Here is a 14,573-nt window from a genome sequence, read left to right as displayed (position 1 = left end):
CGCAATCTCCGTGAACAGGCCGCCGTCGGCGGGCCGTACACGGGGAAGCCCGCGAATCCGCCGGCGTGAGGGGCCTCTGACCGGGCCGGGGTGCCGCGCGGAGGCGGAACACCCCGGCCCGGTCGGTTCGCCGCGCGGACAATCCGAACAAAACATCGGATAATGCCGGATGCGCGGACAAGAAGGCGCGGGACGGCGCCTGCTGTGGTGACCATGGATGTTCACCGGGTCGCGCGTCGTTCGCCGGCGCCGGTCAGGCCCGCGCCGCCGCTCGCCGCACCGGACAGCGGTCAACCCGGCGAGGGGTGTCGCGCCCACCGGCGAGGGTTGTCACACCCGCCGGGAACCGGGATCGAGTGATGGGAATCCTCACTCCAAGGACCTAGATGATGCCCTCAAGCTCGCGGAGCAGCATGGCCTTCGGCTTGGCGCCGATGATCTGCTTCACGACCTCCCCGTTCTTGTAGACGTTCAGGGTCGGGATCTGGAGCACGCCGTAGGTTCCGGCGGTCGACGGGTTCTCGTCGACGTTGAGCTTGACGATGGTCAGCTTCTCGGCCTGCTCGTTCGCGATCTCCTCCAGGATCGGGGCGACCTGGCGGCAGGGGCCGCACCACTCGGCCCAGAAGTCGACGATGACGGGTTTATCGCTTTTCAGGACGTCGGCCTCGAAGCTGGCGTCGGTCACGTTCTTGATGGCGCCCAAGGTTCCTGATCTCCCTTTCTGGAATGCTGACCGTTCGGGTCAGTTGTCGTGGTCGGCCAGCCAGCGCTCGGCGTCCAGTGACGCGGCGGTGCCGGTGCCCGCGGCGGTGACCGCCTGACGGTAGATGTGGTCGACGACGTCACCGGCGGCGAAGACACCGTCCAGGTTGGTGCGGGTGAAGGGGGAGTCGACCTTGATGTAACCCTGGTCGTCCAGCTCCACCTGGCCCTTGACCAGCTCGGTGCGGGGGTCGTGGCCGATGGCGATGAACAGGCCGGTGGCCGCCAGGTCGCTCTCCTGGCCGGTCTTGAGGTTGCGCAGGCGCACGCCGGCGACCTTGGAGTCGCCCAGGACGTCGACGACCTCGCTGTCCCAGACGAAGCGGATCTTCTCGTTCGCGAAGGCGCGGTCCTGCATGATCTTGCTGGCGCGCAGCTCGTCGCGGCGGTGCACGACCGTCACGGAGTTGGCGAACCGGGTGAGGAAGGTGGCCTCCTCCATGGCGGTGTCGCCGCCCCCGACGACCACGATGTCCTGGCCGCGGAAGAAGAAGCCGTCACAGGTGGCGCACCAGGAGACGCCGTGGCCGGACAGCCGCTTCTCGTTGGGCACGCCCAGCTCGCGGTAGCCGGAGCCGGTGGCCAGGATGACGGCCTTGGCGAGGTAGGTGTCCGTGGCGGTCCTGACGACCTTGGGGTCGGCGGCCAGGTCGACCTCGACCACGTCGTCGGCGATCAGCTCAGCCCCGAACCGCTCGGCCTGCTTACGCATGTTGTCCATGAGGTCGGGCCCCATGATCCCGTCGGGAAATCCGGGGAAGTTCTCCACCTCGGTGGTGTTCATCAGGGCACCGCCGGCGGTGACCGACCCCTCGAAGATCAGGGGCTTGAGGTCCGCGCGCGCAGAGTACACCGCCGCCGTGTAACCGGCGGGACCCGATCCAATGATGATCACATTCCGGACGTCGATCACTACTGCGCCTCTCCCTCTGTCATTGCCAGTGGCGTCAACAGATCCTAGGCGTCGGTGATTCCCGCCCGTCACGGAGAGGCCCGGCATGGACGAATCCATACCGGGCTTCCCTGCGGATGAGGTGCCTTCAGCGGTGTCGGCGGGTCACTTCCAGTGTGCGAGCGCCGGCTTGCGCACGTCGTCGCACTGCGGGCCCACGACGTGGACGCGCACCGAGTTCTTGGCCCGGTTGTGCCAGAAGACCAGGATGTTGGCCTCCTGCCCGTTGTAGAGGCCCTGGTCCACGGCGAACGGTGCCGTGCCGACCTCGCCCGAGACCTGCTGGATGCACTTTTCGAGTTTGGAGCCCTCGACCGGGTCCTGGGCGTCCACGATCTGCGCCGGACCGATGTACTCCAGGAGCGAGCCCCTGAGCTCCCGGTCGGTGTAGTTCCAGTTGCTGTCGGTCAGTTGGTAGCCGTCGCTCGTCTGGGCGGACTGGGCCGGCTGCGCGAGCGGTGCGGGCCTGGCCGGGGCCGCGGCGGAGAGCACGCCGCTTGCCATGGTGACCGCGCCGATCACCGCCGCCGCCACTCCCGCCGCCGCGGGCAGGGCCCACCGGCGCCGGCGCGTGGCCTCACGCCGCCTGGCCGGCACCACGGTGCCGTCCTCGGAGACGACCCCCAGTCGTGTCGCGGGCTCAGGCTCTCGCTCCGGCTGTGGAAAAGGAGTGCTCTCCCACGGCGCGTCGCGCATGATGTCGTCCCAGGCCGGTGCTTCCACCAGGCCTACTCCACCTCCACGGAAGCTTTCTGCCTCGGCTGCCAGTGCGCGGTCGATCCGGAGCGCGACCCCCATCGGCATCGCCGGTGTCGGCGTGGCCGCGAGCATCTCACGGACCGCCGCGAGGTCGGCGAGGTTCTCGCCACAGGGATCGCAGATCGCGAGATGCTCGCGTACCTGCAGGGCCGTGGCGGCGTCGAGAAGACCCTCGGCCAATTCGGCCAGGATCTCCAGGTCGTAGTGCGTATCACCCGTCACGAAGTTCTGCTCCCTTCGCGGATGAGACGCGAGACAGGTCGGATCGGTTCCGCAGGTGCGAAAGAATTGGGGCGAGTTTCGCGCGTCCACGCGCACATCTGCTCTTCACGGTGCCGCTTGGTACCTCCAGAACCTGGGCCGCGTCCTCCACGGAGTAGCCCATCATGTCCACGAGCACGAGCGCGGCCCGCTGGTCGGACGGCAGCAGTTTGAGGGCCGCCGAGACCTCCATCGAGACCTCGCGCTCGGCCGTCTGATCCAGCACCGGGGTGTCACGTTCGGCTGCCTCCACGAGCTCGTCGTCGGCGACCGGGCGGATGGACTTCCGGCGCATGCGGTCCAGGCAGGCGTTCACCACGATGCGGTGCAGCCAGGTGGTGACGGCCGCCTCGCCGCGGAAACTCTCGGCCTTGCGATAGGCCGAGACAAAGGCGTCCTGAACGGCGTCGGCCGCCTCGTCGGGGTCACCCAGCGTGCGCAGGGCGACCGCCCACATGCGGTCTCGATGTCGTCTGACTATTTCACTGAAGGCGTGCGGATCCCCCGCGATATGCCGGGTCAGCAGCTCGGCGTCGGGCACAACGGGCCGCGCCGTCTGCTGGTCCGCCACGGGCGGGGTCTCTGGTGGGGAATTCACAAGGAGAGTCCTGCTATGCCGGTCCGGGGAGAACACCACTACGTGATAGATGGTGCCACGAAATCTTCCACGATCTGTAAGAAGCCGGATAAAAGCGATCAACTACCACTGGCGTCACTTGACGGTGAGAACCTTCACATCGATCACACTGCCGCGGAACATGCCCTGGTAGGTGGGGAAGTCGGGCAGCCTGGTGAACCAGATCAGAACGTAGCGGCCCTTCTGCGGGGAGTCCGCGTTGAAGGTCTTCTTCCCCACCGTGTCGGTGAACTTGTGGGCCACCGACAGGACGCCCAGATCGGACGAGTCGCCGACCCTGACCTCCACGGTGCCGCCGGTGCTCCTGGCGCCGAAGTCGACCGTCATCTGCTTCACCGGCACGCTCTGCCCCAGGTCGAGCAGGAGGCCGACCCCCTGCTTCAACCGGCCGAAGTCAGCCGACTCGTACGATTCGGAGTGCCAGTCGGTGGAGGGCTTGCCGTCCACCGCGTTCAGGGCGAGCTCGGCTCGCTCCTCACCGTCACCCAGCGGGTCGAAGCCGGAGACCGACTGGGGCTTCACCTCGCGGGTGGCGACGGTCACGGTCGGTGTGGGCGTCGCGGTCTCGCCGACGGCCGGGGTCCCGCCGTTGCCGATGTTACGGCCGAGGGTCCAGGCGCCGAAGCCGACGGCCGTCATCACCAGCAGCACGACCACGGTCATGGCCACCTTGCTGACAATCCCGCCACCGGCCGGGCGAGGCCGGTGCTGCTGCGGGTGCTGAACGGGCGGGCGCGGACCGGGACGCCGGGGCTCCGTGACGTCCAGCCCCTCCGAGCGCGAGGCCGTCACCGGGGGCAGCGCGGTCATCGGCATGGGCATCGGCATGGGCGTGGGCCGGGGCACCGAGCTGAGCGCCTCGGCGAGTTCCGCGGGCGTCGTGAACGGGGTGAGCCCGCGCTTGCCCTCCGGCAACATCGCCCGGCAGACGATGGTGTCGAGATAACCGGGCACGCCCGCGGTGACCTGCCGGGGCGTGCAGAAGTGACCGTCGCTCATCGGGGCGGGGGGGAGCCCGAAATCCTGCTCGCCCGGCCAGTGGCCGGTCAGCCCGGCGTACAGCAGGCGGCCGAGCCCCTCGGTGTCGGTACGGGCGGGATCCTCGCTGGTGACGTCCATGAGCACGGCGTCCACCCCCAGGCCGAGCAGCTTCAGCGTGCTGCCCGCCGTCCACACCAGGTGCTCGGGGGTCAGGCAGAGATGGCCGAGGTTCGCCTCGTGCGCGTGGGCCAGCGCCTCGGCGGCCTCCGCGACCAGGGCCGCGGCCCGCTCGGGCTCCAGCGGCCCGGCGGCGATCATGTCGGTGAGGGTCTCCCCGCTCACCCACTCGCTCACGACATAGGAGTGACCGTCGTCCTCGGTGGCGTCGAAGACCTGGGTCAGCCGCGGGTCGGTCAGCCGGCTGGCCACCCGGGCGGCCGTCACGACCTCGTTCAGCCGGGGAAAGTCGGGGTCGAAGGTGTGCACGGCGACGGGCCGGGCCAGCACCTCGTCGATGGCCTTCCAGAGAGTGGCTCCGCCGGAGGTGTGGACGCGGTCCTCAAGCCGGAAACGCTCGGCCAGTTTTGTGCCGGGCTCGACGGCGGAGGGACTCATGAGCTCTCCACGGATGAGAACACGACAGCGCCCCACCAGGTTGACACATTAGGACACAACACGCGATGCCGGGTGGATCCGCCCACGCCCTCCTGCTTCCATTAGCCGCATGTCACCACACGCGTCGCACCATGTTAGTCCCGTGCAGGTTCCGCCCGTGTTCTCCTTTTCAGACGCTTGGAACAACCCTTTGGGTTACCTGCGTACCCGGCTCGCGACCATTTCAACGACCGAACTCACCTCGGGGATGCGCATCCGGTGTGCGACGGCCAGATAGAGAACCATACCGAGACCGCCGCCCGCGGCCAGCATGATGGTCGCGCTGAGCGCGTTCAGCCCCGCCAGCTCCTGGGTGAGCCAGAGCACGCCGAGTGCGAACAGCGCGGTGGGGAGAGCCGCCACGTACATCCGTGACAGCCCTCTGGCCACCTTACGCCCCTGAAGACCCCGCACCCGGCGGCTGGCGAGGATCCAGCCGACGGCGGTGCCGGTGATGTAGGCGACGGTGAACGCGAATGCCAGGCCCATCAGGATGTACCGCGCCGGCAGGGTGAGGTAGACGAGCAGGCTGAGCGAGGCGTTCACCGCCACGTTGCCGACGGCGAGGAAGGCCGGTGTGCGGGTGTCGCCGAAGGAGTAGAAGACGCGGAGCAGGAGCTGGAAGAGCGAGAACGGCACCAGCGCCAGGCCGAAGATCTGCAGCACGTTGCCGATGGAGACCGCCGATTCGACGGTCATGTTGCCCCACGAGAAGATCAGCACGGTCACCGCGGGGCCCAGCACCATCAGCAGCAGCCCCGCCGGCACCAGCAGCGCCGAGACCAGGCGGACGCCCGAGGAGAACTCCTCCCTGACCGAGTCGAGCCGGCCGTCGGCCACGGCCCGGCTCATCCGGGGCAGTACCGCGGTGATCACGGAGACCGCGATGATCCCGTAGGGAAGCTGGAAGAACTGGTAGGCGTAGGCGTAGGCGGCGTTGCCCGAGCCGGGCGACCGCTCGCCCGCGCCGGACGCGAGCTTGGTGGTGATCAGGAAACCGAGCTGGCTGACCCCGACGTAGGCGAACATCCACACGGCGGTGCGGCCCATCTCGCCGAGCCCCGCCTCACGCAGGTCCAGCCGGGGCCGGAACCGGAAGCCCACCCGGTGCAGTGAGATCACCAGCACCGCGCACTGGGCCACGATCCCGGCGGTGGTGCCCAGGCCCAGCAGGGCCAGGTCGGCGTTGGTCACCGTGGTGATGTCCGTGCCCGCCGGGCCCAGCTTCACGTAGTAGGCGAGGGCCACGCCGATCATCACGATGTTGTTCAGCACCGGCGCCCACATGGGGGCGGCGAACCTGTCGCGGGTGTTGAGGATCGCCCCGGCGATCGCGCCGATGCCGAAGAAGGCGATCTGCGGCAGGATGTACTGCGCCAGCCTGACCGCGACCTCGACCTTCCTGGCGTTCCAGTCGGCGCTGTAGAGGCTGATCAGCGGCCCCGCCAGCAGCACGCCGGCCACCGCCACCAGGGTCAGCACGATCACCCCGAGCGTCATCAGCCGCTGCTCGTAGGCCCGGCCGCCGTCCGCGTCCTCGCGCTGCCGCCGGACGATCATCGGCACCACGACGCTGCTCAGGATCCCGCCGATGAGAAAGTCGAACAGGATGAGGGGGATGGCGTAGGCGACGTTGTAGGCGTCGCCGAGCGCGAAGGTGCCGATGGCCGCCGCGAGCACCGCCGTACGGACGAAGCCCGTGACGCGGGAGGCCATCGTCCCGGCCGCCATGATCGCGCTCGCGCGCAGGACCCTGCTCATCTTCTATCCTCCGCCAGATCGCCAGATCGCCAGATCGCCAGGTGCTCAGGACTCGGTGCCGGCCGTCGCGTTCGCGCGCCTCGGTGGTACGGCGGGCGTACCGCGGCGGCCTCCCCTGCGGCGCAGGACGCGCATGACCACGGCCGCCAGCATCACCACGAGGGCCGCTCCGACGATCACCAGCGCGATCCCGGTGTAGCCGGTGGTCCGCACGGTGAGCTCGACCGGCGTGCCGTACCTGCGCCCCTCCCCGGTCACCAACTGGACCCGTACCGTGGTCTGGCCGCTGGCCAGCGCGGTCATCGGGACCCGGACGGTCTGGCTCTGGCCCCCCAGGATCACCATCCGGTCTTCGTAGTGCTCGATCCGCAGCAGTTTGGGCTGCTGGGAGGTCACCTTGAGCCGGACCGAGACCTCGCTGCCACGTCCCGTCAGCCCGTTGTGGACGCTGATCGGCACCTCGCCGTTGGCGCCGGCCAGGGTGCGGAGCGGGGACTGTTCGCCGCCGGTGATCGAGACCTCGCGGATCCGGCCGTCGACCGCCGCCCCGACCTGCGCGACGTACGGAGCCGCGGCCTCGGCCCTGTCCCGCCAGGCGGAGGAGGACAGCCGCAGCAGCGCCAGGTCGAACACGTCGATGTCCTGGACCGTGGTGATCGCGGCGGTCAGGTCGGCGCGGCGGCCGACGCGTTTGACGCCCTTCATGTGCGGCCTGCCGAGCTCTCTGCGCCGATCCTGGTCGGTGTAGGTGAGGTCGGCCCTGTCGATCTCGGCGCCCTTGCCCCGCTTCACCGCGTTCAGCGTGGCGGGGGCGAGCCACGGCAGACCTTCGGCGGTCTTGACCAGGTCCGCCAGGTAGGCCGGATCCGGGTTCCAGCGCCGCGACGGGACGGCGATCACGGTCCGCGAGGTGGTGACGGGCTCGGAGCCGATCATCGCGGTCTCGGCGATGAACCGCCGCCGGTTCAGCAGGGCGTCGCCGGGGGTGGAGGTGTCCGCCGACAGGGTCTCGCTCAGCGCCGTGTCGGCGATCAGGGCCGTGACCGGGCCGTTCACACTCTCCACGGTCGCCGAGGCGTCCGGAGTGGTGACCGGGGGCGTCACGGGCGGCAGATTCGGCTCGCTCAGCAGTACGGTGTCGACCCCGCCGGTGGCCAGCAGGTCCAGCGCGTCATAGTCGATCAGACCGTTCACCGGCCAGTTCACGGTGGTGATGAGGTCGCGGCCGAGGGTCTCCCTGCCGACCTGCCCGGCCGCCTCGATCGCCGTCCCCGCGGAGTCGTCGACGCCGTTGTGGGCCAGGGCGGTCACGTCGGGGTCGGCGTAGGGGGTGGCCACGACCGGCGGCTTGGCGAGCGCGGTGCGCAGGGCGGTGAGCCAGGCGGCGGCCGAGGTGTCGGCGGGGCGCTTCTCCGTCTTCTCCCCGACCTTCACCGAGTGTGGCCTGCTCAGCGTCTGCACGTCGTCGAGAAGCGCGGGATCGACCACCCAGGTGAGGTTCCTGGCCGAGGTGGTGCTCTGGGCGAGCTTCAGCAGGTTGCCCAGGCGTCTGCCGGGGGTGATGGCCGCGGGCAGGCCGTCGTCGACGAAGGTGTCGTCGACGGCCCTGCGCGGCTGGTCGATGATCGGCAGCACCATGGCGAGCCTGGTGCGAGGCACGGTGAGGTCCTGTGGCAGATAGACCAGGAGGGTGCGCTGGGTGGCGACCTGACGGCCCAGGGCGTCGAGCACCTCGATCATGATCGGGTAGACGCCGAACCGGGAGATTCCCCGCTGCTGCGGGGTGAACACGAACTCCCACGGAGCCTTCGCCGAGGGGGGGAGGCTACTCGGCTGGAGGTAACGCTCGTCGCGCCAGGCGGCCGGCTGCGGCCCCTGGCCGTTCTGGTAGGCCGCCATGTCGGCGCGCCGGGCGAACGGCTGGGACGAGTAGTGCATCCGGACCCGCATGCCGGTGACCGTCTCGGCGCCGGTGTTGACGAAGGAGCCGGTGACCCTGATCTCCTCGGTCGGCTGGCGGGGCACGTCCGGGGTGATCGTCTCCACCACCAGCTGGGGTGCCTGCCGGCTCGCCGAGGCCGTCCGCGCGTCCGCCGTACCCTGAACGGCCACGGCTGCGGGGGAGAGCAGCGTGGCGGTCAGCACGGCGAGCAACGTGGTCTTGCGGATCACGTGTCGGCCAGGGGTCGGGTACGGCGCACGCCCGCAATGCTATGGCCTATCCGGCGAGCGGGAAGGTCGCGGTCTCCTTCCGTGACCGTGACCGGGCCAGGTCGATGGTCTTCCCTGAAACAAGCGCGAGCAGGTGATCGGCGCGGATCAGCAGCGCGGTGCGGCGCTCTCCGGCAGGTGTGTGAACGAGTTCCCGGCTTCCGGCGAGTCGCCCGTCGACCAGCACGGTCAACCCGTCGGGGAGCAGAAGCGGGCAGACCAGCCCGGCCGCGTAGTCGGTGGCGGAGTTCACCGTGAAGGCCGAGGCGGGACGGATGTGGCGGGTGCCCAGGAGGGCGCCGATCGCGCCGGGGCGGGGTGGCGCGTCCACGGAGGCGACGACGGCCACCGGCTCGGGGCCGATCCGGGTCGTGACCTCGAAAACCGTGACCCCCACGCAGGTCGCCGGGCTCACGGCCAGCAGTTCCGGCAGTTCCTCGGCGCACGTCATCGCGCGCGGAAGGCGTACGATCTCATGGTGGACCTGGTGTGCGAGGAGCCGGCGGTGGATCGCGAGGGCGTCCTTCATGTATGTGCTCCTTGCCTCGACTCGCCTCGACGCACGGCCCCCGACGGTCTCCTCACCGATCGTAACCTGGTGATCGCTTGAGGTGTATCCCCAGAGGGAACATGTTCCGTAACCGAAGGACCTACCCGGCTTGTCCCTTTCAAACCTGACTGAGAGCCAGCGGCACGGCATGAGCGAGCTGTTTCGGAAGATCGCACCCGTGGCCGACGAACTCGGCGAACTGTTCGCCGCCAGGGGGTATCAGATCGCCCTGGTGGGCGGTTCGGTCCGTGACGTCTTCCTGGGCAGGATCGGCAACGATCTCGACCTGACCACGGACGCGCACCCCGAGGCGGTTCTGGAACTCGTCCGCGACTGGGCCGACTCCATCTGGACGATCGGCATCGACTTCGGCACGGTCGGCGTCCGCAAGGGCAACTGGCAGCTGGAGATCACCACCTACCGCAGCGAGTCCTACGACCCCAAGTCGCGCAAGCCCGAGGTGGTCTACGGCGACACGCTGGAGGGCGACCTGGCCCGGCGCGACTTCGCGATCAACGCGATGGCGCTCCGCCTGCCCTCGCGTGAGTTCGTGGACCCGCACGGCGGCCTCGACGACCTGCGCGCCAGGGTGCTGCGCACCCCGGGCCCCGCGCAGCGGTCGTTCGACGACGACCCGCTGCGGATGCTCAGGGCCGCCAGGTTCGCCAGCCAGCTGGGCTTCACCGTGGACCCGGCGGCGTTCGCCGCGATGAGCGCGATGGCCGAGCGGATCGAGATCGTCTCCGCTGAGCGGATCCGCGACGAGCTGGACAAGCTCGTCCGAGGTGACCGCCCCCGCGAGGGCCTGGCGATCCTCGTCGAGTCGGGGCTGGCCGCCCACGTCCTTCCCGAGCTGCCCAGGCTCCGCCTGGAGATCGACGAGCACCACCGGCACAAGGACGTCTACGAGCACACGCTGATCGTGCTGGAGCAGGCGATCGGCCTGGAGGAGAACGGCCCCGACCGCATCCTGCGCTGGGCCGCGCTCCTGCACGACGTGGGCAAGCCCAAGACCCGCCGCCACGAGCCCGGCGGCCGGGTCTCCTTCCACCACCACGAGGTGGTGGGCGCCCAGCTCGCCAGGAAGCGCATGGCGGAGCTGAGGTTCCCCAAGGACGTGGTGGCCGACGTCTCCCGCCTGGTGGAGCTGCACCTGCGCTTTCACGGGTACGGCACGGGGGAGTGGACCGACTCGGCCGTGCGCCGCTACGTCCGCGACGCGGGGCACCTGCTCGAACGCCTCCACAAGCTGACCCGCGCCGACTGCACCACGCGCAACAGGCGCAAGGCGCAGGCCCTGTCGCGGACCTACGACCAGCTGGAGGAGCGCATCGCCCGGCTGGCGGAGGAGGAGGAGATCGGCAAGATCCGTCCCGAGCTCGACGGCAACGAGATCCAGCGGCTCCTCGGTGTTCCACCGGGGCCCGTCATCGGCCGCGCCTACCGGTTCCTGCTGGAGATGCGGCTGGACAGGGGCGTTCTCGGCGAGGAGGCGGCCACCGAGGCCCTGCGCGACTGGGCCCGCGAGAACGGGCTGCTCTCCTGACCGGCCTGGCCGACTCGGACCGCGAGCACGTCTGGCACCCGTACGCGGCGGTGCCGTCGCCGACACCGGCGCACGTGGTCTCCAGGGCGGAGGGGGTACGGCTGACGCTCGCGGACGGCCGGGAGCTGGTCGACGGCATGTCGTCGTGGTGGGCGGCCGTCCACGGCTACAACCACCCCAGGCTCAACCGGGCGCTGAGGGATCAGCTGGAGGACATGGCGCACGTCATGTTCGGCGGGCTCACCCACGAGCCCGCCGTACGGCTGGCGCGCACCCTGGCCACCATGACCGGGCTGCCGAAGGTCTTCCTCGCGGACTCGGGCTCGGTGGCCGTCGAGGTCGCGATCAAGATGGCGTTCCAGTTCACCGGCAGGAGCCGCCTGCTCACGGTCAGGGGCGGCTACCACGGCGACACCTTCGGGGCGATGGCCGTCTGCGACCCGGTCGGCGGCATGCACCACCTGTTCTCCGGCGCGCTGCCCCGGCACGTGTTCGCCGACCGGCCGCCGGCCGTGCTGGACGGTGACTACCTGGCCCACCTGGACGAGACGGTCGCCCGGCACGCCTGCGAACTGGCGGCGATCATCGTGGAGCCGGTCGTCCAGGGGGCGGGCGGCATGCACTTCTACCACCCGGCCTACCTGCGCAGGCTCCGTGAGCTGGCCGATGAGCACGGTGTCCTGCTGATCGCCGACGAGATCGCCACCGGGTTCGGCCGGACCGGTGAGCTGTTCGGCTGCGACCACGCCGGGGTCCGGCCGGACGTCATGTGCCTGGGCAAGGCGCTGACCGGCGGCTACATGTCCATGGCGGCGACGCTCTGCACCGAGCGGGTGGCGAAGGGCGTGGGGGTGCTGATGCACGGGCCGACCTTCATGGGCAACCCGCTGGCCGCCGCCGTCGCGAGCGCGTCCCTGGAGCTGCTGCGGGAGCGTCCGTGGCGTGAGGAGGTCAAGCGGATCGAGGCCGGGCTGACGGAGGGCCTGGCGGAGGCCGCGCGGGCTCCGGGGGTGAGGGAGGTGCGGGTGCTCGGCGCGATCGGGGTCATCGAGACCCACGAACCCGTCGATGTCTCGAAAATTCAGGACATCGTAATGGGGCACGGCGTCTGGCTCCGCCCGTTCAACCGGCTGATCTACACGATGCCCCCCTACTCGATCGGCGACGACCTGGAGACGATCACGACGGCGATGACGGCAGCGGCTCGTTCGCTCGGCTCGGCGTGATCGCCCGGTAGAGCACCGCGCCCCCCAGGTATCCGGCCGCGATCAGCCCCAGCACCGGCAGCGACCTGCCGTCGGCCGGCAGCAGCGCCGCGGCCAGGGCCGCGGCCAGCACGTAGGTGCCGTTGAAGAGCATGTCGTAGATCGAGAAGGCCCGGCCGAGGTAGGCGTCCTCGACGTCGCGCTGGACGCTGGTGTCCGCGCAGATCTTGATGCTCTGCCCGGCGACACCGAGCACGAAGCCGCCGACGGCGAACCCCCACTGCTGGAACGGCGCGCAGAGCGCGAACGTCAGGACGCCGGCGGTGACGAGCATGGCCGGGACCCAGCTCTCGATGGTGAAGCGCTCGGTGGCCCACGGGGTGACGAGGATGGCCAGGAAGTAGCCCACCCCCGAGGTGGCCGCCACCAGGGAGGCCGCGGCCAGCGCGTTCTCGGCGCTGTCGGCGAAGTAGTAGCGGGAGAGCATCACCAGCATCGCCGTGCACATGCCGTACATGAACCGGTGGGTGGCCATCGCCCCCATCGCCGCGGCGGCGGCCCGGTGGTGGACGATGTGCCGCGCGCCGTCGGTCAGGCCGCTCACCACGTGGCGCAGGGCCTCGCGGGTCTGGGGCCGGTTCGGATCGTAGGCCGGGCCGAGCAGGTGCCGGTCCATGGTTCTGGCGATCAGCGCGCTGAGTCCGAAGACGACACCGGAGGTGATCATCAGCACCGCCGTACCCCGGTGGTCCGCCCCGAAGACCGTCCGGAGCAGATAGCCCAGGCCCACGCCGAAGAAGGTCAGCACGGTGCCGGAGGTGGGGGTGACCGCGTTGGCCACCAGCAGCCGGTCGGCCGGGACGACGTGCGGCAGCGAGGCCCCGAGCGCGGCCAGGAAGAACCGGTTCACGCCGAGCACGGCCAGCGCGGCGGTGTAGAAGAGCGCGTCGGGGGCGTCGGCCGCGACGAGCGCGGCGGTGGTCAGCAGCAGCGCCCCGCGGACCAGCGGCGCCACGACCAGGATCTGCCGCCGGGACCACCGGTCGATGAACACGCCCGCGAAGGGCCCGAGGATCGAGTACGGCAGGAGCAGCACGGCCAGCCCGGCGGCCACCTCGACGGCGCTCGTGCTCCTCTCCGGGCTGAAGAAGGCGAATCCGACCACCGCGAACTGAAAGATGCCGTCGGAGAACTGTGAGACCAGGCGGGTGCCGAACAGCCGCCGGAAGTCCCGACCTTCCAGGACCACGCGTAGATCGGATACGAAGGACACGCGCTCAGCTTACGCGCGACCGCCTTGAGATAAGCATCAGGAATATCCCGGAGATATCCGGAAATATCCGTCTAGCGCCCGTCCGGCTTCCATGATCTAAACGCTGATCAGGCCCAATGGATCGGTATGGTCACGTACCCTCGGTCGGGTGACAGCTGATGAACACGTCGTGCTCGTCGACGCCGCGGGGAACGCGATCGGTACGGCGCCCAAGGCCACGGTGCACGGCCCGGACACGCCCCTGCATCTCGCCTTCTCCAGCTATGTGTTCGACCGCCTGGGCCGGGTGCTTCTCACCCGCCGGGCCTCGCACAAGCTCACCTGGCCGGATGTGTGGACCAACAGCTGCTGCGGCCACCCCCTGCCGGGCGAGTCGATCCCCGAGGCGGTCGGCCGCCGGCTCTCCCACGAGCTCGGGCTGAGGGCCGCCGGGGTCGATCTGCTGCTGCCGCGCTTCTCCTACCGGGCGGTCATGGACAGCGGGATCGTCGAGCGGGAGATCTGCCCGGTCTACCGGGTGGTCGTCGACACCGAGGCCGCGCCGAACCCCGAAGAGGTCGGGGAGGTGCGCTGGATGCCGTGGCGGGAGTTCGTCGACGGGGTGCTCGGTCACCGGCTCGCGATCTCCCCGTGGTGCCGTGAGCAGGTTCCCCACCTCGTCGAGCTCGGCCCCGACCCCCTCGCCTGGCCGGTCGGCGACCCCGCGGAGCTGCCGCCCGTCGCCCGCTGACCGCTGCCCCGCCCGGGTTCGCCCGGGTGCGGGGGAGTCTCGCGCCCGCCGAGGCCGGGCGCCCGTGAGCCGGTGACGGCCGCGTTGGTGATCGGCGGTCTCACGGCCGCCGAGGCCGGCCGAGAGACCGGTGTGCGGGCGCGGAGCCGTACGAGATCGTCACCCACGACCACGACCACGGCCATGACCACGGCCATGACCACGGCCCCCGGGGCCGGGAGCCCCGGAGGCCGTGAACCCCTCCGCTCAGCGCTCGACCTCACCCCGGATGAACCTCTCCACATACTC

General features: G+C 70.0%; 12 protein-coding genes. 3 read left to right on the top strand and 9 right to left on the bottom strand.

The window, feature by feature from the left end; translation table 11 throughout:
* Positions 1-382 precede the first annotated feature (382 nt).
* The 8 genes from trxA to ACWEF2_RS28530 form a co-directional block, all read right to left on the bottom strand.
* Entirely contained in the window at positions 383-706 is a 324-nt protein-coding gene (gene trxA, locus ACWEF2_RS28565) for a thioredoxin (protein WP_355599635.1), read from the bottom strand.
* A gap of 39 nt (positions 707-745) precedes the next feature.
* Positions 746-1,678: a thioredoxin-disulfide reductase gene (trxB, locus tag ACWEF2_RS28560; protein ID WP_453819421.1), complete on the bottom strand. Its 933-nt coding sequence runs from the start codon at positions 1,676-1,678 to the stop codon at positions 746-748.
* A gap of 144 nt (positions 1,679-1,822) precedes the next feature.
* On the bottom strand, positions 1,823-2,698 hold the full coding sequence (locus tag ACWEF2_RS28555; protein WP_453819420.1) for an anti-sigma factor family protein: 876 nt from the start codon (positions 2,696-2,698) through the stop codon (positions 1,823-1,825).
* Positions 2,688-3,308, bottom strand: coding sequence for an RNA polymerase sigma factor SigM (gene sigM, locus ACWEF2_RS28550; RefSeq protein ID WP_453819419.1), 621 nt, complete (start codon positions 3,306-3,308; stop codon positions 2,688-2,690). Before sigM ends, ACWEF2_RS28555 begins: the two co-directional genes overlap by 11 nt.
* 141 nt (positions 3,309-3,449) lie before the next feature.
* Positions 3,450-4,970, bottom strand: coding sequence for a protein kinase family protein (locus ACWEF2_RS28545; protein ID WP_453819418.1), 1,521 nt, complete (start codon positions 4,968-4,970; stop codon positions 3,450-3,452).
* Between the two features lie 195 nt (positions 4,971-5,165).
* Positions 5,166-6,770 carry a murein biosynthesis integral membrane protein MurJ gene (gene murJ / locus ACWEF2_RS28540; RefSeq protein WP_453819417.1) on the bottom strand — a complete coding sequence of 535 codons (1,605 nt, stop codon included), beginning with the start codon at positions 6,768-6,770 and terminating at the stop codon, positions 5,166-5,168.
* 45 nt (positions 6,771-6,815) lie between these two features.
* On the bottom strand, positions 6,816-8,942 hold the full coding sequence (locus ACWEF2_RS28535) for a DUF6049 family protein (RefSeq protein ID WP_453819416.1): 2,127 nt from the start codon (positions 8,940-8,942) through the stop codon (positions 6,816-6,818).
* Positions 8,943-8,988: 46 nt separating this feature from the next.
* A complete protein-coding gene (locus ACWEF2_RS28530; protein WP_453819415.1) occupies positions 8,989-9,510 on the bottom strand; it encodes an aminoacyl-tRNA deacylase in 522 nt (173 codons plus the stop codon).
* Positions 9,511-9,679: 169 nt separating this feature from the next.
* Here ACWEF2_RS28530 and ACWEF2_RS28525 point away from each other — a divergent pair, with 169 nt between their 5' ends.
* Both ACWEF2_RS28525 and ACWEF2_RS28520 read left to right on the top strand, forming a co-directional pair.
* Positions 9,680-11,077 (top strand): CCA tRNA nucleotidyltransferase, encoded by a 1,398-nt coding sequence (locus ACWEF2_RS28525; protein WP_453819414.1) that lies wholly within the window; start codon positions 9,680-9,682, stop codon positions 11,075-11,077.
* A gap of 5 nt (positions 11,078-11,082) precedes the next feature.
* The gene (locus ACWEF2_RS28520) at positions 11,083-12,303 is read left to right on the top strand and encodes an adenosylmethionine--8-amino-7-oxononanoate transaminase (protein WP_453819447.1); all 1,221 of its coding nucleotides are present in this window, start codon (positions 11,083-11,085) and stop codon (positions 12,301-12,303) included.
* On the opposite strand, the gene ACWEF2_RS28515 is transcribed toward ACWEF2_RS28520, so the two are convergent.
* Entirely contained in the window at positions 12,257-13,555 is a 1,299-nt protein-coding gene (locus tag ACWEF2_RS28515) for an MFS transporter (protein ID WP_453819413.1), read from the bottom strand. The genes ACWEF2_RS28520 and ACWEF2_RS28515 overlap by 47 nt on opposite strands.
* 148 nt (positions 13,556-13,703) lie before the next feature.
* On the opposite strand from ACWEF2_RS28515, the gene idi reads away from it, so the two are divergent.
* A complete protein-coding gene (gene idi, locus ACWEF2_RS28510) occupies positions 13,704-14,285 on the top strand; it encodes an isopentenyl-diphosphate Delta-isomerase (RefSeq protein ID WP_453819412.1) in 582 nt (193 codons plus the stop codon).
* Positions 14,286-14,573: the final 288 nt, after the last annotated feature.

It is taken from the genome of Streptosporangium sp. NPDC004631 (genome assembly GCF_053601935.1).
This window is presented reverse-complemented; position numbering and strand designations above follow the sequence as displayed.

Excerpts from the sequence above, each read along its gene's own strand:
- ACWEF2_RS28530 (WP_453819415.1), bottom strand. The coding sequence starts at position 9,510 with ATGAAGGACGCCCTCGCGATCCACCGCCGGCTCCTCGCACACCAGGTC.
- murJ (WP_453819417.1), bottom strand. The coding sequence starts at position 6,770 with ATGAGCAGGGTCCTGCGCGCGAGCGCGATCATGGCGGCCGGGACGATG.
- ACWEF2_RS28545 (WP_453819418.1), bottom strand. The coding sequence starts at position 4,970 with ATGAGTCCCTCCGCCGTCGAGCCCGGCACAAAACTGGCCGAGCGTTTC.
- ACWEF2_RS28525 (WP_453819414.1), top strand. The coding sequence starts at position 9,680 with ATGAGCGAGCTGTTTCGGAAGATCGCACCCGTGGCCGACGAACTCGGC.